This window comes from Arthrobacter sp. J156, from assembly GCF_056172865.1.
In genome coordinates this window covers 3,345,500-3,363,345 of record NZ_CM149650.1, presented here as the reverse complement: position 1 = coordinate 3,363,345, position 17,846 = coordinate 3,345,500, and the positions used below count along the sequence as shown (strand labels likewise).

Here is a 17,846-nt window from a genome sequence, read left to right as displayed (position 1 = left end):
GTGCAGCAGTCCCGCGTGCCGGCCGCGTCATGGGGGAGTGTCAGACGAACGGTGTATCTGGTCCTGGCCTGACCGAAAGGAAAGGCGATGACCGATGTCATCGAGATGATTGATCCTGTGACGGGAGAGATCATCGATCAGCAGCAGATCGCGGAGCAGCTGCTCGCGGAAGCGAAGGAGAAGGGCGTCAGCCTGGTCGGCCCGGACGGGCTGCTCGCCGGGCTAACGAAGCGGGTGCTGGAGACTGCGCTCGAGGTCGAGATGACCGAGCACCTCGGTTATGACAAGCACCAGCCCAGCACCGGCGAGAATGCCCGTAACGGGACGCGGGCGAAGACCGTGATGACCGAGGTCGGTGCAGTGCAGATCGACGTTCCCCGGGATCGTGAGGGGTCGTTCCAGCCGAGGATCGTGCGCAAGCGGCAGCGTCGGCTGGACGGGATCGACGAGATCGTGCTGTCATTGACCGCGCGCGGGCTCACGACCGGTGAGGTCGCGGCGCACTTCGACGATGTCTACGGAGCCAGCGTCTCGAAGGACACGATCTCGAAGATCACCGACAAGGTGATCGAGGAGATGACCGAGTGGCAGAACCGTCCGTTGGACCGCGTCTACCCGGTGGTGTTCATCGACGCGATCGTCGTGAAGGTGCGGGACGGGCAGGTGCGCAACAAACCGTTCTACGTCGCCGTCGGCGTCACCACGGGCGGGGAACGCGACATCCTCGGGATCTGGGCCGGCGACGGTGGTGAGGGCGCGAAGTTCTGGCTCGGCGTGCTCACCGAGATCAAGAACCGCGGCGTCGAGGACGTCTGCATCGTCGTCTGCGACGGGCTGAAAGGCCTCCCGGACGCGATCAACACGACGTGGGAGCTGACGGCGGTGCAGACATGCATCATCCACCTGATCCGCAACACGTTCAAATACGCGTCGCGGAAGTACTGGGACCAGATCGCCCGCGACCTCAAGCCGGTCTATACCGCCGTCAACGAAGCTGTCGCGCGGGCCAGGTTCGAGGAGTTCGCCGAGAAGTGGTGCACCATGTATCCCGCGATCCGGCAGCTCTGGGAGAACGCATGGGCGGAATTCATCCCGTTTCTGGACTACGACGTCGAGATCCGCCGCATCATCTGCTCCACGAACGCGATCGAGTCGCTCAACGCCCGCTACCGGCGCGCCGTCCGTGCCCGCGGGCACTTCCCCAACGACGCTGCCGCGCTGAAATGCCTGTATCTCGTGACCCGGTCGCTTGACCCGACGGGGCGAGGTCGGAGTAGTGCCCATTAGCGTGGTGTACGACCGGCCCGCTGGGCGTGGCGTCCTAACGTAAGGCGGCCATCGCGTGATTCTTGAAACGACCTACCAAAGTACGTTTCGAAAGAGAGCCCACGCGATGACCGCACCCCATGTTATCGACCCTGCCCGCTTCCTGTCCGAGCAGCTCGCCCAGGCCTCCCCGGACCTGATGCGTCAGATGCTGACCACGTTCATCAACGCGCTGATGAGCGCCGAGGCCGACGCGGTCTGCGGCGCCGAGTACGGGGCCCGGTCCGAGGAGCGGACCAACTCCCGCAACGGCTACCGTGCCCGCCCGTTCGACACACGCGCCGGCACGCTGGAGGCCGCGGTCCCGAAGCTGCGCTCCGGCTCGTACTTCCCGGACTGGCTCCTCGAGCGCCGGCGCCGCGCCGAGGCCGCGCTGACCACGGTCGTGGCCACCAGCTACCTGCTCGGGGTCTCCACCCGCCGGATGGAGAAGCTCGTCGAAACCCTCGGGATCACCCGGCTCTCGAAGTCCCAGGTCTCCCTCATGGCCCAGGACCTGGACGCGCAGGTCGAGGCGTTCCGCACCCGCCCGCTGGACGCCGGCCCCTACGCGTTCGTCGCCGCCGACGCCCTGGTGCTCAAGGTCCGCGAGGGCGGCCGGGTCGTGAACGTCCACGCGCTGGTCGCCACCGGCGTCAACGCCGACGGGTACCGCGAGGCCCTGGGGATCCAGGCCTCCTCCGCGGAGGACGGAGCCGGCTGGCTCGGGTTCTTCCGCGACCTGGCCGCGCGCGGGCTCACCGGGGTGAGGCTGGTGACCTCCGACGCCCACGCAGGGCTCGTGGCCGCGATCGGCGCGACCCTGCCCGGCGCCGCCTGGCAGCGCTGCCGGACGCACTACGCGGCGAATCTGATGTCGGCCACGCCCAAGGCGTCCTGGCCGTGGGTCAAGACGCTGCTTCACTCGGTCTACGACCAGCCCGACGCCGCCGGCGTGCACGCCCAGTTCGACCGGGTCCTGGACGCGCTGGCCGAGAAGCTGCCGAAGACCGCCGACCACCTCGAGGCCGCCCGCGAGGACATCCTCGCGTTCACCGCGTTCCCCAAGGGGCTCTGGCGCCAGGTCTGGTCCAACAACCCGCAGGAACGCCTGAACCGGGAGATCCGCCGCCGCACCGATGTCGTCGGGATCTTCCCCGACCGCGACGCCCTGATCCGCCTCGTCGGCGCCGTCCTCGCCGAGCAGCACGACGAGTGGACCGAATCCCGCCGCTACCTCGGCCTCGACCTCATCCAGCAATCCCTCACCGTCGGCACACAGCCGGGCACCGACACCGACCCGAAGGAGGACACCGGCACCGACCTGACGCTCAGCGCCTAACCAACCAAGAATCACGCGGCACCCGCGTTACACCACGCAAATGGACTTGACCGAGGTCGGGCACGGTGGGTCACGAGGTGGAAGCCCGCGCTCAACGCCTTCGCTATCACCTTCGAAGGCCGAATCAACTGACAATGCGCCAGGCCAGATCCACCGTTAATCTGACAGACCCACGTCAGGTTGGGGTGTACTCCAGCCTGACGTACTGGCGCATGTTTGGGGGATGCCGCCACGCCTGTCCAAGCGTGTGCCGCATAACGCCCCGTCACCGGGCAGACCACCGGACAGGGTATTCGGGACGCCCCGCAAGGCGTGCTTGCGCGTGCCCAGGTTAGAAGCGGGTGTGTCCGGTTGGGGTTCCCCAAACGGACAGTGTCGCCGTCCCCCTGGGGATCAGTGAAGGCACTGCTGACATCAGTGCCGTCGGATTTTGAACGTGGCATAACTGGGGCGGTCGTGTGCTCTTAGCGGGTCACTTGCCCTGCCGCTCCTCGCCCACACCGCCTCAGCGGCCGAACAGGCGCCCCAGCCAACTGGTGCCGGGGTCCGCTGGTGCGCTCTCGGCCATCCCGGCGGGGTCTTCCGGTCGCACGCGCACCGGTTGGACACCGGCACGTTCCTCATCACCTGGTCCACGTGGTTGCCACAACCGGCCCACGTGGTCTTACCGCACTTGGCGCACTTCACTGCCTGGCACATGATGTGTCTCCTTCTCCTGAGGTCCTAGGGTCGGAGGCGTACCAAATCGAACGATCGCCGAACCTCCGGAATATACCCCTGGTGGTATTAGTTACCAGCATGCGTCTCCTTGCGGGATACCCCCGTAGGTATTACTCTCGACTCAGAGCCGATACCCGAGGGGGTATCTGTAAACCAACGAAGGAGACTCCATGCTGCTTGAACGGATCTACGACGAGGACCTCGCCCAGGCCAGCTACTTCATCGGCTGCCAGAAGAATGGCACGGCCGTCGTGGTCGACGCCCGTCGCGACCTCGCCCCCTACCTGGATCTGGCCGAGAAGAACGGCATGACCATCGTGGCGGTCACCGAGACCCACATCCACGCCGACTACCTCTCCGGCACCCGCGAGCTCGCCGCCAAGACCGGCGCCGAGATGTACGTCTCCGGTGAGGGTGGCCCCGACTGGACCTACGGCTTCGAGGCGAACCTGCTGCACGACGGGGACAAGATCACGATCGGCAACATCACCGTCCAGGCTGTCCACACCCCCGGCCACACCCCCGAGCACCTGTCCTTCCTCGTCACCGACGGCGCCTTCAGCGACAAGCCGGGGTACATGCTGACCGGTGACTTCGTCTTCTCCGGCGACCTCGGCCGCCCGGACCTGCTGGACGAGGCCGTCGGCGGGGTGGACACCCGCTTCGGCGGTGCCAAGGACCTGTTCCGCAGCCTCAAGGAGAAGTTCGTGACGCTGCCGGACCACGTCCAGGTCTACCCGGCCCACGGCGCCGGCTCGGCCTGCGGCAAGGCCCTGGGTGCGATCCCCTCCTCTACCGTCGGCTACGAGCGCCTCTACGCCTGGTGGGGCAAGTACGTCACCGAGGACGATGAGCAGGGCTTCGTCGACGAACTGCTGGCCGGCCAGCCGGACGCCCACGCCTACTTCGGCCGCATGAAGCGCGAGAACCGGGACGGCCCGGCCGTGATGGGCGATCGTGCCCCGCTGCCGCAGCTGGCGATCGAGGACGTCGCCCGCGACCTCGAGCAGGACAAGGTCACCTTCTTGGACACCCGCCCCGTGGACGAGGTCCACGCCGGGACCGTTCCCGGGTCGATCAGCATCCCCGCCCCGGGCAAGATGGCCACCTACGGCGGCTGGGCCTACGACCCCGAGAAGGACGATCGCCCATTGGTACTGCTGGCCCAGGACCAGGAGCAGGCCCAGCAGTTCTGGGACCACCTGGTGCGCGTGGGCATCGACCACGTCTCCGGGTACGTCACCGGGATCGAGGGCCTGCCGACCACCACCCCGCGGATCATCCAGCCGGAGGAGCTCGAGGGCTTCGACGCAGCCTTGGCCCTGGACGTGCGCAACAAGACCGAGCACACCGAGGGCCACATCCCCGGTTCGCGCCAGCTGAGCGCCGGCCGCGTGCTGTGGCACCAGGACCAGCTGCCCAGCGAGGGCACCATCGTGACGTACTGCCAGTCCGGGATGCGCAACTCGGTGGCCGCCAGCGCTCTGCGCCGGGCCGGACACGACGTCGTCGAGCTCGACGGCAGCTACAGCGCCTGGTCCGAGTGGGCCCGCCGCAGCGGAGTCCAGCCGGAGACCTCGGGGACCGCCCAGGAACCGGTCGGCGCCTGATCCGGCAGCCGACCGGCTGACGAGTCGCCCGGTCCACCGGACCGTCCGCAGAAGGGGCGCCCCTTCTGTATACCCCCGGACACGCGAAAACCCCCGGAGCATTGACGGGTCAATGCTCCGGGGGCCTCGGAAACCGCAGTCCAGGCCTCAGGCCAAGGAGAGGAAGAGCTTCTCCATGTCCGCCTTGTCCATGGAGCCGTCCTCCGTGCGCAGGCACTGCTCCAGGCCGGTGGCGATGATGGCGAACCCGGCCCGGTCCAGCGCCTTGGAGACGGCGGCCAGCTGGGTGACCACGTCCTTGCAGTCGCGGCCCTCCTCGAGCATACGGGTGACCGCGGCCAACTGACCCTGGGCCCGCTTAAGCCTGTTGAGGATCGGCTTGAGCTCGGTGGTGTCGAGTTCCATGAGGTGCTCCTCGGGTCGTGGAGGGGATATCAGTCCCCTCCATTCTATACCCCCGGGGGTGTGTTGCATACCCTAGGGGGTATGTGGCAGACTCATGGAGTCATATTCAGACGAACGGAAGAGAAGCCTCTTGACCTCCCTCACCCCCGCCCTGACCGACGTCGATGCCCCGGCTCTGCGCGAGTGGATCGATCGCCACGATGACCTGATCGTGCTGGACGTGCGTTCCGCCGCGGAGTTCGAGGGCCTGCACATCAAGGGTTCCTACAACGTCCCGCTTCCGCTGCTGTCCGAGCACGCCGACGAGCTCGCCCAGCGCCTGGACCGCCACGTGGTGCTGGTCTGCCAGTCCGGCGTCCGCGCCGGGCAGGCCCGCCACCGGCTGAACACCGCCGGCCTGGAGAAGGCCACGGTCCTCACCGGCGGCGTCCCCGCCTTCGAGGCCGCCGGTGGGGACGTCGTCCGCGGCGCCCAGCGCTGGTCCCTGGAGCGCCAGGTGCGCCTGGCCGCCGGCTCCCTCGTGCTGGCCGGGATGCTGGGCGGGAAGCTCGTCTCACCCAAGGTGAGCATGCTCGCCGGGGCCATCGGCGCCGGGCTGAGCTTCTCCGCCGTCACCAACACCTGCGCCATGGGCAACGTCCTGGCCAGGATGCCCTGGAACAGGACGGCCTCCGAGCCCACCGCCCAGTCCGCGATCCAGCAGTTGCCCTCCGCGGGCTGACCCAGACCGCCCGGCGGCGGCGCACCCCCCCTCCGCGCCGCCGTCGGGCCCTTTTCTTCCCAGCCCCGCCCTGCCTACTCCCAAGGACCATCTATGACCGTCACGCTCATCGTCGCCCTCGCGCTCTCGGTGCTGATCGGGGTCTCCCTCGGCCTGCTGGGCGGTGGGGGGTCCATCCTTACCGTCCCAATCCTCACCTACGTGGCCGGGCTTCCCGCCAAGGAGGCGATCGCCGCCTCGCTGTTCGTGGTGGGCACCACCTCGCTGGTCAGCGTGGTCTTCCATGCCCGCAGGGGGAGGGTGAAGTGGCGTACCGGCCTCGTCTTCGGAGTGGCGAGCATGGCGGGCGCCTTCGGCGGCGGGCTGCTGGGCGGCCACATCCCCGGCACCGTGCTGATGATCGCCTTCGCCCTGATGATGGTCGCCACCGCGGCCGCCATGATCCGGGGCCGGAGGAAGGCCCCCTCCTCCGGTGGGGACGAGGCGAAGAAGCTGCCCGTCGTCAAGGTCATCCTCGAGGGCCTGGTGGTCGGCCTGGTCACCGGGCTCGTCGGCGCCGGGGGCGGCTTCCTGGTGGTGCCCGCGCTGGTGCTGCTGGGCGGGCTGTCCATGCCGGCCGCCGTCGGGACGTCCCTGGTGGTCATCGCCATGAAGTCCTTCGCGGGCCTGGGCGGCTACCTCACGAGCGTCCAGCTCGACTGGGGGCTCGTGGCCGGGGTGACCGCCGCCGCGATCGTCGGTTCGCTGATCGGGGCCAAGCTGACGGGGATCATCCCCGAGAACATCCTGCGCGAGGGCTTCGGCTTCTTCGTGCTGGCCATGGGCGTCTTCGTCCTGGTCCAGGAACTGCCCTCCCCCGCAAGCGCCATCGTCGGCGTCCTGGGCTCCGGTGCGGTGGCCGCGGTCCTGCTGTGCCGCTACGCCATCCCGGCCTGCCCGATGCACCGAAACAGGAAACAGACCGACACCCCGCAACCAGCCCCAATCGGCTGACCACTCCGGGATCAACCGCTCCTGCTGCCGGTGCGGGACCGAACACCCCGGCCGCACACCGAGGTTTGAATAGCAGAGACAAATAGCCGGATTATCGCAAACTTGTTTGACCGCCTAGTTCAGTCGCGTCCGCATGGGGATCCCCCGTCGGACACCTTTCAGTTGGACTGGTCGGCCCTGGGTGTGGTGTTCTTCCAAGTCTCCTGATCGGCAGAGCGCTGCCATTCCTGGCGTGGGATGTCCCACTCGCGTGCAGCATCTGTCAGCCAGATCGTCGTATCGGGGTTCCACCCCGCGATGACCGTCGAAGTACCGGTGTCGACGTGCAGCGCACGATTGGCACTACTGAGGTAAGCCAGGACTGTCAGGTGCACAGCATCCCACCCCTCGGCGACTTTCTCCCAGTCCGGGATCACCCACCTGCCGTCGTGCCCGGTACAGCGAAACCAGTCATGACGCCGCGATGCCGTGACCCCCAAGGGGTACTCACGGCAAAGTGCCACCCAATCGGCCCCGGTGCGCACCTCATACGTTCGGCCGGTACCGCGCACGGGGATGACTGTGGCGTTCTCCCAGCCGAAGGAATCCTCGATGAGGTTCAACCCCAGCGGTATCCTTCCGACCGACTGCATTGTCCCTGGCGGGAAGGACCACCACGTCCCCGACCAGTTGGCATGAGGGTCTCGGGGTCTTTCCTTCTCGGCCCGAATCTCTTCGGCTCGTGTACCGCGGGCCCATTCAGCTAGCGCTTGTGATGGCTCCCTGGGCAACGGTGCCGGATCGTCTGCCGACCGCCAATCGATGCTCCACTGTTCGACCTGCCGGCCCTGCGACCACCACTGTGTAGAGGGCGACGTGATCACGTGCTGGGCGACGGAGAGAAGGACCCTTCTCACCTCGGGGAGCGTCGCGAGGACGTCCTCGCCGTCCGGTTCCTGCCACGGACGAGACGTATCCACCGCTCGGGCCAAAGCACGATCGATCACGTCGGCGCCCGACAGCGTCACGTCGAGCGACGCCAAGGCGGTTAAGAGGTCCGGCATGGACGGCGTCGGCGGCGGAGCCGCAACCTCCCCGAACGTGGCAGTCAACAACGCCCGGGACGTTCCCTTACCCGGGTCCAGGTCATGGGCGAGCCAGAACGCGGCTGACCTGACCTCCGTGCTCAAATCCATCGCCATCTCAAGGCACAACCGTCGACCACGTGGACCCACCAACAGCGCATCAGCGTCCGCAACCATTTGCTCACCCTACGTGCGACACACCACCACCCGCCCGTAGGCCGATCCTCATGCGGGGGGTCTGTCAGATTAACGGTGGATCTGGCCTGGCGCATTGTCAGTTGATTCGGCCTTCGAAGGTGATAGCGAAGGCGTTGAGCGCGGGCTTCCACCTCGTGACCCACCGTGCCCGACCTCGCCCCGCCGGGTCAAGCGACCGGGTCACGAGATACAGGCATTTCAGCGCGGCAGCGTCGTTGGGGAAGTGCCCGCGGGCACGGACGGCGCGCCGGTAGCGGGCGTTGAGCGACTCGATCGCGTTCGTGGAGCAGATGATGCGGCGGATCTCGACGTCGTAGTCCAGAAACGGGATGAATTCCGCCCATGCGTTCTCCCAGAGCTGCCGGATCGCGGGATACATGGTGCACCACTTCTCGGCGAACTCCTCGAACCTGGCCCTCGCGACAGCTTCGTTGACGGCGGTATAGACCGGCTTGAGGTCGCGGGCGATCTGGTCCCAGTACTTCCGCGACGCGTATTTGAACGTGTTGCGGATCAGGTGGATGATGCATGTCTGCACCGTCGTCAGCTCCCACGTCGTGTTGATCGCGTCCGGGAGGCCTTTCAGCCCGTCGCAGACGACGATGCAGACGTCCTCGACGCCGCGGTTCTTGATCTCGGTGAGCACGCCGAGCCAGAACTTCGCGCCCTCACCACCGTCGCCGGCCCAGATCCCGAGGATGTCGCGTTCCCCGCCCGTGGTGACGCCGACGGCGACGTAGAACGGTTTGTTGCGCACCTGCCCGTCCCGCACCTTCACGACGATCGCGTCGATGAACACCACCGGGTAGACGCGGTCCAACGGACGGTTCTGCCACTCGGTCATCTCCTCGATCACCTTGTCGGTGATCTTCGAGATCGTGTCCTTCGAGACGCTGGCTCCGTAGACATCGTCGAAGTGCGCCGCGACCTCACCGGTCGTGAGCCCGCGCGCGGTCAATGACAGCACGATCTCGTCGATCCCGTCCAGCCGACGCTGCCGCTTGCGCACGATCCTCGGCTGGAACGACCCCTCACGATCCCGGGGAACGTCGATCTGCACTGCACCGACCTCGGTCATCACGGTCTTCGCCCGCGTCCCGTTACGGGCATTCTCGCCGGTGCTGGGCTGGTGCTTGTCATAACCGAGGTGCTCGGTCATCTCGACCTCGAGCGCAGTCTCCAGCACCCGCTTCGTTAGCCCGGCGAGCAGCCCGTCCGGGCCGACCAGGCTGACGCCCTTCTCCTTCGCTTCCGCGAGCAGCTGCTCCGCGATCTGCTGCTGATCGATGATCTCTCCCGTCACAGGATCAATCATCTCGATGACATCGGTCATCGCCTTTCCTTTCGGTCAGGCCAGGACCAGATACACCGTTCGTCTGACACTCCCCATGCGGGTGCTCAACCGGGTCGATGGAGTGCTCATCGCGACTCGGGTTGTGATCCGTACACTCCTACTTATGGACCTTCTAGACCTGGGGCGGATCATTGTCGGGTTGGTGCTGCTGGTGCTGGGCGGGGAGGTACTGGTGCGAGGGGCCTCCGCCTTGGCTCGTCGAGCGGGGGTTTCCTCCCTGGTGGTCGGGCTCACCGTGGTCTCGGCGGCCACGTCGGCGCCCGAGCTTTCGGTGAGTATCGGTGCGGTCCTGCGCGACGAACCCGGACTGGCGGTGGGCAATGTGGTCGGCAGCAACATTGCTAACGTCTTGCTCATTCTCGGCCTCTCCGCTCTAGTTCTGCCGCTGGCCGCGACACAACGGTTGGTGCGCTTTGATCTCCCCCTGATGCTTTCTCTGTCCGCGGCGTTGCTGCTGGTCTGCCTCGACGGGGTGATCAGCGCGGTAGACGGGCTAATCCTGTTCGGTGCCGTGGTCGCTCACACCGTGCTGACCGTCACCATCGGCCGCAGAAGGACACAGTCCAAGGCCCCTGTTATGCAGCTGGCTGAGGGTTCCCTGGGTATCGGCACCTCCGCCCAGGCCCAGAAATTGCCTGTGGCCTCGAGCGGAAAGTCGATTCTGCTCGTGGTGTTCGGAGTTGCTCTCCTGGTAACCGGGGCCACGCTCCTCGTCGAGGGCGCGGTGAACACCGCCACCACGCTCGGGGTGAGCAGCCTAGTGGTCGGTTTAACCGTCGTGGCCATCGGCACATCTCTGCCTGAGCTGGCGACTTCCCTCATCGCCGTGCGCCGTGGCGAACGTGACTTGGCGATTGGCAACGTGGTCGGCAGCAACATCTTCAACATCGGAGTCGTGCTCGGGTTGCCAGCCATGATCTCCCTCGAGGGCATTCCCGTATCCAGCGCCGCCCTGGCCTTCGATATCCCGGTAATGTTGGCGGCCGCGATCGCCTTGCTGCCCGTAGCCTTCACTGGCTTCACGGTGGCGCGATGGGAAGGCGCCCTGTTCGTAGCCCTGTATCTGGTTTACCTCGGGTATCTCATCCTGGCTGCCACCGCACACGACGCACTGGAAGGATTTACCGCCGTGATGGCATGGTTTGTCCTCCCATTGATCACGGTGACGCTGATCGCCTTCACCGCATACGAAATCGGGCTGCGTAAGGGCCGACAAGGCAGCGGCACAACCCCCCGTCCGTCCTGACCACGAGCCGCTGACTAGATCAACCCGGGCCTGTCAATACCGCGCGCCACCCAGGCACCAGATAGTCCCCCCGATCAGCGCCAGACCCCCCACGCGGGTCAAATCCGTTCTGCACCCCTCTTGATGCGAAGCAGGTTACGGACTTGCCCTGTGCACCGCGATCGAGTCGAGCAGGGAGTGTCAGACGAACGGTGTATCTGGTCCTGGCCTGACCGAAAGGAAAGGCGATGACCGATGTCATCGAGATGATTGATCCTGTGACGGGAGAGATCATCGATCAGCAGCAGATCGCGGAGCAGCTGCTCGCGGAAGCGAAGGAGAAGGGCGTCAGCCTGGTCGGCCCGGACGGGCTGCTCGCCGGGCTAACGAAGCGGGTGCTGGAGACTGCGCTCGAGGTCGAGATGACCGAGCACCTCGGTTATGACAAGCACCAGCCCAGCACCGGCGAGAATGCCCGTAACGGGACGCGGGCGAAGACCGTGATGACCGAGGTCGGTGCAGTGCAGATCGACGTTCCCCGGGATCGTGAGGGGTCGTTCCAGCCGAGGATCGTGCGCAAGCGGCAGCGTCGGCTGGACGGGATCGACGAGATCGTGCTGTCATTGACCGCGCGCGGGCTCACGACCGGTGAGGTCGCGGCGCACTTCGACGATGTCTACGGAGCCAGCGTCTCGAAGGACACGATCTCGAAGATCACCGACAAGGTGATCGAGGAGATGACCGAGTGGCAGAACCGTCCGTTGGACCGCGTCTACCCGGTGGTGTTCATCGACGCGATCGTCGTGAAGGTGCGGGACGGGCAGGTGCGCAACAAACCGTTCTACGTCGCCGTCGGCGTCACCACGGGCGGGGAACGCGACATCCTCGGGATCTGGGCCGGCGACGGTGGTGAGGGCGCGAAGTTCTGGCTCGGCGTGCTCACCGAGATCAAGAACCGCGGCGTCGAGGACGAGGGTGTTTCATAGAGTGTGTAAGGGTCCGGTCTCTAACTGGGGTGTGACCTGTGGTTTCACCCCTTTGAAAGGACGGGCCTCATGGCAGATACCAACACCATTCCGAACCCTCTTGAAGGCGTTCTCAGCGCCGATCAGATCGACGCCCTCGTCACCGCCGCGGAGGATCTCGGGCAGGGGCGCCACGGCGTCGAGGAGCTGCTGGCGCGAATGACCCGCGCGGTCCTGGAACGGAGCCTGGAGACCGAGATGAGCGACCACCTCGGCTACGAGTCCGGGGACCCCGCCGGGGCCGGGACGGGAAACTCGCGCAACGGCAAGACCACCAAGAACGTGCAGACCCTGCAGGGGCCGGTGCAGATCACCGTGCCACGGGATCGGAACGGCTCCTTCGCGCCGGTCATTGTGCCCAAGCGGTCCCGCCGGCTGGGCAAGGTCGAGGACATGATCCTCTCGCTCTACGCCCGTGGGATGAGCACCCGCGACATCGGGGCCCACCTCGAGGAGATCTACGGGGCCAAGGTCTCCGCCGCGACGATCTCCCGGGTCACCGACGTCATCGCCGACGAGGTCGCCCAATGGCAGAACCGGCCGCTGGAAGCGGTGTATCCGATCGTCTACATCGACGCGATCTGGCTGAAGATCCGTGACGGCGGGGTCGTGGCGAACAGGGCCTGCCACATCGCCGTGGGCGTGGACGTCGAGGGCCGCAAGCAGGTCCTGGGCCTGTGGCTGGGCGCTTCGGAGGGGGCGAAGTTCTGGGCCAACGTGCTCACCGAGATCCGCAATCGCGGCGCCACGGACATCCTGGTCCTGTGTTGCGACGGGCTGAGCGGCCTGCCGGCGGCGGTGAACAGCATCTACCCGCAGACCGTGGTCCAGACGTGCGTGGTGCACCTGCTGCGCTCGGCGATGCGCTACGCCTCCTACGGGGACCGCAAGGCGATGGCCAAGGACATGCGTCCGATCTACACGGCTCCGACCGTGCAGGCCGCGGAGCTGGCCATGGAGGCCTTCGCCGAGGCCTGGCAGGCCAAGGCCCCCGGGGCGGTGCTGGCGTGGAGGAACGCGTGGGAGGACTTCACCCCGTTCCTGGCGTTCACACCCGAGATACGCAAGGTCATCTACACCACGAACCAGATCGAATCGATCAACTACCAGCTCCGGAAGATCACCAAGACCAGGGGCTCGTTCCCCTCCGACGACGCGGCGCTCAAGCTGGTCTACCTGGGGATCCGGAACATCGAGACCACCCGCGGAGGCGAGCTCGGAACCGGCACCCAGGGATGGCACCAGGCCCTGAACGCCTTCGCCGTCCAATTCCCCAACCGACTCCCGATCTGACCACCCGGCAGAGCGGATTACCGACCGGTCCCTTACACGGAAAACTTGACACCCCCAAGGACGGGCCTCATGGCAGATACCAACACCATTCCGAACCCTCTTGAAGGCGTTCTCAGCGCCGATCAGATCGACGCCCTCGTCACCGCCGCGGAGGATCTCGGGCAGGGGCGCCACGGCGTCGAGGAGCTGCTGGCGCGAATGACCCGCGCGGTCCTGGAACGGAGCCTGGAGACCGAGATGAGCGACCACCTCGGCTACGAGTCCGGGGACCCCGCCGGGGCCGGGACGGGAAACTCGCGCAACGGCAAGACCACCAAGAACGTGCAGACCCTGCAGGGGCCGGTGCAGATCACCGTGCCACGGGATCGGAACGGCTCCTTCGCGCCGGTCATTGTGCCCAAGCGGTCCCGCCGGCTGGGCAAGGTCGAGGACATGATCCTCTCGCTCTACGCCCGTGGGATGAGCACCCGCGACATCGGGGCCCACCTCGAGGAGATCTACGGGGCCAAGGTCTCCGCCGCGACGATCTCCCGGGTCACCGACGTCATCGCCGACGAGGTCGCCCAATGGCAGAACCGGCCGCTGGAAGCGGTGTATCCGATCGTCTACATCGACGCGATCTGGCTGAAGATCCGTGACGGCGGGGTCGTGGCGAACAGGGCCTGCCACATCGCCGTGGGCGTGGACGTCGAGGGCCGCAAGCAGGTCCTGGGCCTGTGGCTGGGCGCTTCGGAGGGGGCGAAGTTCTGGGCCAACGTGCTCACCGAGATCCGCAATCGCGGCGCCACGGACATCCTGGTCCTGTGTTGCGACGGGCTGAGCGGCCTGCCGGCGGCGGTGAACAGCATCTACCCGCAGACCGTGGTCCAGACGTGCGTGGTGCACCTGCTGCGCTCGGCGATGCGCTACGCCTCCTACGGGGACCGCAAGGCGATGGCCAAGGACATGCGTCCGATCTACACGGCTCCGACCGTGCAGGCCGCGGAGCTGGCCATGGAGGCCTTCGCCGAGGCCTGGCAGGCCAAGGCCCCCGGGGCGGTGCTGGCGTGGAGGAACGCGTGGGAGGACTTCACCCCGTTCCTGGCGTTCACACCCGAGATACGCAAGGTCATCTACACCACGAACCAGATCGAATCGATCAACTACCAGCTCCGGAAGATCACCAAGACCAGGGGCTCGTTCCCCTCCGACGACGCGGCGCTCAAGCTGGTCTACCTGGGGATCCGGAACATCGAGACCACCCGCGGAGGCGAGCTCGGAACCGGCACCCAGGGATGGCACCAGGCCCTGAACGCCTTCGCCGTCCAATTCCCCAACCGACTCCCGATCTGACCACCCGGCAGAGCGGATTACCGACCGGTCCCTTACACGGAAAACTTGACACCCCCTCGAGGACGTCTGCATCGTCGTCTGCGACGGGCTGAAAGGCCTCCCGGACGCGATCAACACGACGTGGGAGCTGACGACGGTGCAGACATGCATCATCCACCTGATCCGCAACACGTTCAAATACGCGTCGCGGAAGTACTGGGACCAGATCGCCCGCGACCTCAAGCCGGTCTATACCGCCGTCAACGAAGCTGTCGCGAGGGCCAGGTTCGAGGAGTTCGCCGAGAAGTGGTGCACCATGTATCCCGCGATCCGGCAGCTCTGGGAGAACGCATGGGCGGAATTCATCCCGTTTCTGGACTACGACGTCGAGATCCGCCGCATCATCTGCTCCACGAACGCGATCGAGTCGCTCAACGCCCGCTACCGGCGCGCCGTCCGTGCCCGCGGGCACTTCCCCAACGACGCTGCCGCGCTGAAATGCCTGTATCTCGTGACCCGGTCGCTTGACCCGGCGGGGCGAGGTCGGGCACGGTGGGTCACGAGGTGGAAGCCCGCGCTCAACGCCTTCGCTATCACCTTCGAAGGCCGAATCAACTGACAATGCGCCAGGCCAGATCCACCGTTAATCTGACAGACCCCGCGTGGGTGCTGCTCCAGTCATGAACCAGCCATGCCTCATCAGATCATGTTGCTGAAACGCGCTCATGTTAACTTGGCTGGCCTATGACACTTGGAATAACTGGCCACGTTTCATGTCTCTGTCCGTCACTCGTTACAGCCCGCACGGATCGGCTACTAGGGCGGGGGGCAAAGTTCCTGCTGGGTATATTGTCGACAGAAACTAGATGGGGGACATTGTGGGGTTTTTGGACAAGCTACTGGTAAGCGGTGTCGCTGCCATCATCGGTGGTGGCATCGTTCAGACCTATCGTTCCGCTCAGGAGACCAAACGCCGGAAAAGCACCCCGATTATTTTCGACGATCGTCTAACTCAGCAGGATTTTGTCACGATCTCGACGCGGATAGCAGAGCGTACGCCGCGTGTTTCTCAAATCACGGCCACTGGAGTCACTGTCCTGCTCGAGGTGCGATCCAACAGCCGGCTGTCGACATGGACAGCCGAAATTGACTTTAACGACTACGGGCGACTGACTGGCAATTACTGGCTGAAGTCGACAAACACGCAGTCGCCTATCCCGCAGTATTTCGCGCATGCACTCCAGGCAGAAATCTGGAAGCATGCCGGCCAGAAACCGAACGGATTGAGATAGGCCTGCTCCTAGCGAGGGCGGGCTTTCAACGATCGACTTCTTCGCGACCAGTCTCCACTGCAGACACGCCAGTCGGGACGGCCCAATGGATACCGATCGTAAGGTTCGAAATGGACCTGGAGAAAGCAGGATGACATGGCAACTGACAACGAATGGATGGAACCCCCGGCACCGCCTGAACTCCCAAGGAACAAGGCGCAGGAGTTCGTTTCCTATGCGCGGGACATGGTCGATTGGACGCAGCGCGAGACGGACGAGGGTCCTGCATCACCGGTCCAATAGAGGGATCGCCAACATCATTCCGGCGCGCCACGACCGCCAATGCCAGTCTGCAGAGCCGGAGAAACGTTTCTGACGAAATAGCATGACCCCAGGACAATCATCAGGGGGAAAAAGTGGCTCTCGGCTATCGCTCGATTCTGCGGCTAGAGGATTCGGAGAACGCCGTTAAGGTCGCCACCGAACAGGTCAGATCCTGGCTGAAAACGAAGCACCGTGGCCAGCGCGGCTACGGCACTCTGGACACCTACGAATGGGTTGGTCCGGGAACCCACGTCATGGGCCCCCATGCCAAGCTGACGGCCGTAGAGCACTCCGGAGAGGACGCCAGCAGGCGGTTGCTGCTGCGCCTCGAGGAGAAGAATGACGCTGGTACATGGTGTGTGAGTGTCACAGCCACATCTCTTCCCAATGGCGCGAATGCAAAACAGTTGATCGTCGTAGAGGTCGATGCGGACGCTGAGATCACCAACGGGAGACCCGTCAGCGAGAACACCAAACCGCCCAAGATCATCCGGTCACTACTGGACGTCACGAAGGCCCGAGACTTCCACGCCGACATTCCGCTGACGACCTCGCCCAGTGTTGTCGACATCGACGACGTCGAAAGTCTCGTTGTAGCGTTGCTGGATACACGACGCACAACCTCGATCGTTGTGGCCGGCTGCATTCCGGGCGCTCCTATGGCGCCCTGGTCCCAGATTATCGGCAACCTAATCTGGAACAGCGCGGGAACTACAGCAGCGTTTGTGCTGACAGAAGCCGCGCAGGAGCAACTGAACATCAAACTCACGGCCACACACGCCGTGGAGAACGGTGCCGTAAGGACGTTTCTCCCCGGCGTAGAGCCCGCCAACAAGGCCGACGCACTGCGCCACAGGATCCTCTACCCGGGATCACTGGCCGATTCACTGACCACGGGCATGCGAGTCCGTCCCTCATTGGTAAGGGTCCATGCCGCGGCGGCGCGGCGCCAACTCCTCGAACGGCCACTGCCCCATGAGGCGCTGCGTAGCGCACGAATACTGGAACGAGAGGAACTTCGCGCTACCGGGTCAGCTACGTTTCCTCCCCCCTCAGCGCCGCCAGCGCCATCTCCGTCCTACACGGACCAGCCGACCGTTTCCCAAGTGCACCACGCGCCGCAATCTCAAGTGGTGGATACCTCCACCGTCGACTACCCCGCAATTCAGCTGCCTCTTGTGGTCCCAGGAAATACGGTTCCTGCCGCGATTCTGAACGAACTGACACTGCTGCTCGCGACCCATGCCGGTTCCAGCGAGCTCAGTCTGGAAAACATTCATAAGCTCGCGGACACGGTGGCGAAAGCCGGCAGTGCCGTTCAGACACACTCGGACAGAATTGACGCGCTCCTCGACAACATCAACAGGGTGCGGGACGAGCGGGACGCGCTCAAGCAGGAATACGAGAACGCGGAGTATGAACTTGCTCTTGAGGCGGAAGAACGACGTCGCGAAGCAGAACAACGTCGCCACTTGGAACGACTGGCGGAATTCCAGTCGAACAAGCTCAAGAGTGTTAGCGGCCATGAAAAACTGCCCATAGGCGGCCACGAAAGTGCCCGCTGGCGGCCAGCAGAACTGCCCGCCGGTGGCCATGAGATCTGCCCACTTCCTTACTTGTTCCTGCCGCGTCTTTAAGCGGTGGGGGCCTCTCCCTGCGGTTTGATGACGGTGTCTAAGCGCACC

At 65.3% G+C, this 17,846-nt stretch carries 12 protein-coding genes and 3 pseudogenes; 12 read left to right on the top strand and 3 right to left on the bottom strand.

Annotated features, from left to right (window positions below; all coding sequences use genetic code 11):
- Window positions 1–105: 105 nt before the first annotated feature.
- The 3 genes and pseudogenes from AC0QR5_RS15605 to AC0QR5_RS15595 form a co-directional block, all read left to right on the top strand.
- A pseudogene (locus tag AC0QR5_RS15605) lies at window positions 106–1,275 on the top strand (IS256 family transposase); the annotation flags it as partial.
- 118 nt (window positions 1,276–1,393) lie between these two features.
- Complete coding sequence (locus tag AC0QR5_RS15600; RefSeq protein ID WP_475372480.1) at window positions 1,394–2,647, top strand: IS256 family transposase; 1,254 nt, start codon at window positions 1,394–1,396, stop codon at window positions 2,645–2,647.
- Window positions 2,648–3,537: 890 nt separating this feature from the next.
- A complete protein-coding gene (locus AC0QR5_RS15595) occupies window positions 3,538–4,977 on the top strand; it encodes an MBL fold metallo-hydrolase (RefSeq protein ID WP_329864272.1) in 1,440 nt (479 codons plus the stop codon).
- 147 nt (window positions 4,978–5,124) lie between these two features.
- Here AC0QR5_RS15595 and AC0QR5_RS15590 read toward each other — a convergent pair whose 3' ends face one another.
- A complete protein-coding gene (locus tag AC0QR5_RS15590) occupies window positions 5,125–5,382 on the bottom strand; it encodes a metal-sensitive transcriptional regulator (protein ID WP_309810070.1) in 258 nt (85 codons plus the stop codon).
- A 130-nt stretch (window positions 5,383–5,512) separates the two neighbouring features.
- Here AC0QR5_RS15590 and AC0QR5_RS15585 point away from each other — a divergent pair, with 130 nt between their 5' ends.
- Both AC0QR5_RS15585 and AC0QR5_RS15580 read left to right on the top strand, forming a co-directional pair.
- Window positions 5,513–6,103 carry a rhodanese-like domain-containing protein gene (locus AC0QR5_RS15585; RefSeq protein ID WP_329864270.1) on the top strand — a complete coding sequence of 197 codons (591 nt, stop codon included), beginning with the start codon at window positions 5,513–5,515 and terminating at the stop codon, window positions 6,101–6,103.
- Between the two features lie 93 nt (window positions 6,104–6,196).
- Window positions 6,197–7,096 (top strand): sulfite exporter TauE/SafE family protein, encoded by a 900-nt coding sequence (locus tag AC0QR5_RS15580; RefSeq protein ID WP_309810075.1) that lies wholly within the window; start codon window positions 6,197–6,199, stop codon window positions 7,094–7,096.
- A gap of 158 nt (window positions 7,097–7,254) precedes the next feature.
- On the opposite strand, the gene AC0QR5_RS15575 is transcribed toward AC0QR5_RS15580, so the two are convergent.
- A complete protein-coding gene (locus AC0QR5_RS15575; protein ID WP_329864264.1) occupies window positions 7,255–8,337 on the bottom strand; it encodes a hypothetical protein in 1,083 nt (360 codons plus the stop codon).
- Between the two features lie 97 nt (window positions 8,338–8,434).
- Complete coding sequence (locus AC0QR5_RS15570) at window positions 8,435–9,673, bottom strand: IS256 family transposase (protein ID WP_475372537.1); 1,239 nt, start codon at window positions 9,671–9,673, stop codon at window positions 8,435–8,437.
- A gap of 142 nt (window positions 9,674–9,815) precedes the next feature.
- Here AC0QR5_RS15570 and AC0QR5_RS15565 point away from each other — a divergent pair, with 142 nt between their 5' ends.
- The 7 genes and pseudogenes from AC0QR5_RS15565 to AC0QR5_RS15535 all read left to right on the top strand — a co-directional run bounded on the left by AC0QR5_RS15565 (window position 9,816) and on the right by AC0QR5_RS15535 (window position 17,798).
- The gene (locus tag AC0QR5_RS15565) at window positions 9,816–10,958 is read left to right on the top strand and encodes a calcium/sodium antiporter (protein ID WP_329864315.1); all 1,143 of its coding nucleotides are present in this window, start codon (window positions 9,816–9,818) and stop codon (window positions 10,956–10,958) included.
- A 245-nt stretch (window positions 10,959–11,203) separates the two neighbouring features.
- Window positions 11,204–11,908: pseudogene (locus AC0QR5_RS15560) on the top strand (IS256 family transposase); the annotation flags it as partial.
- Between the two features lie 84 nt (window positions 11,909–11,992).
- Window positions 11,993–13,255 (top strand): IS256 family transposase, encoded by a 1,263-nt coding sequence (locus AC0QR5_RS15555; RefSeq protein WP_329864319.1) that lies wholly within the window; start codon window positions 11,993–11,995, stop codon window positions 13,253–13,255.
- 69 nt (window positions 13,256–13,324) lie between these two features.
- Window positions 13,325–14,587 (top strand): IS256 family transposase, encoded by a 1,263-nt coding sequence (locus AC0QR5_RS15550; protein ID WP_329864319.1) that lies wholly within the window; start codon window positions 13,325–13,327, stop codon window positions 14,585–14,587.
- 70 nt (window positions 14,588–14,657) lie between these two features.
- Window positions 14,658–15,185 (top strand): annotated as a pseudogene (locus AC0QR5_RS15545) (IS256 family transposase); the annotation flags it as partial.
- Between the two features lie 247 nt (window positions 15,186–15,432).
- On the top strand, window positions 15,433–15,858 hold the full coding sequence (locus AC0QR5_RS15540) for a hypothetical protein (RefSeq protein WP_329864304.1): 426 nt from the start codon (window positions 15,433–15,435) through the stop codon (window positions 15,856–15,858).
- A 395-nt stretch (window positions 15,859–16,253) separates the two neighbouring features.
- The gene (locus tag AC0QR5_RS15535) at window positions 16,254–17,798 is read left to right on the top strand and encodes a hypothetical protein (RefSeq protein WP_329864302.1); all 1,545 of its coding nucleotides are present in this window, start codon (window positions 16,254–16,256) and stop codon (window positions 17,796–17,798) included.
- Window positions 17,799–17,846: the final 48 nt, after the last annotated feature.

Bases quoted from the DNA above. Each gene is read 5' to 3' on its own strand.
- AC0QR5_RS15600 (WP_475372480.1), top strand. From the start codon at position 1,394: ATGACCGCACCCCATGTTATCGACCCTGCCCGCTTCCTGTCCGAGCAG.
- AC0QR5_RS15540 (WP_329864304.1), top strand. From the start codon at position 15,433: ATGGGGGACATTGTGGGGTTTTTGGACAAGCTACTGGTAAGCGGTGTC.
- AC0QR5_RS15575 (WP_329864264.1), bottom strand. From the start codon at position 8,337: ATGGTTGCGGACGCTGATGCGCTGTTGGTGGGTCCACGTGGTCGACGG.
- AC0QR5_RS15580 (WP_309810075.1), top strand. From the start codon at position 6,197: ATGACCGTCACGCTCATCGTCGCCCTCGCGCTCTCGGTGCTGATCGGG.
- AC0QR5_RS15590 (WP_309810070.1), bottom strand. From the start codon at position 5,382: ATGGAACTCGACACCACCGAGCTCAAGCCGATCCTCAACAGGCTTAAG.
- AC0QR5_RS15570 (WP_475372537.1), bottom strand. From the start codon at position 9,673: ATGATTGATCCTGTGACGGGAGAGATCATCGATCAGCAGCAGATCGCG.
- AC0QR5_RS15565 (WP_329864315.1), top strand. From the start codon at position 9,816: ATGGACCTTCTAGACCTGGGGCGGATCATTGTCGGGTTGGTGCTGCTG.
- AC0QR5_RS15550 (WP_329864319.1), top strand. From the start codon at position 13,325: ATGGCAGATACCAACACCATTCCGAACCCTCTTGAAGGCGTTCTCAGC.
- AC0QR5_RS15595 (WP_329864272.1), top strand. From the start codon at position 3,538: ATGCTGCTTGAACGGATCTACGACGAGGACCTCGCCCAGGCCAGCTAC.
- AC0QR5_RS15555 (WP_329864319.1), top strand. From the start codon at position 11,993: ATGGCAGATACCAACACCATTCCGAACCCTCTTGAAGGCGTTCTCAGC.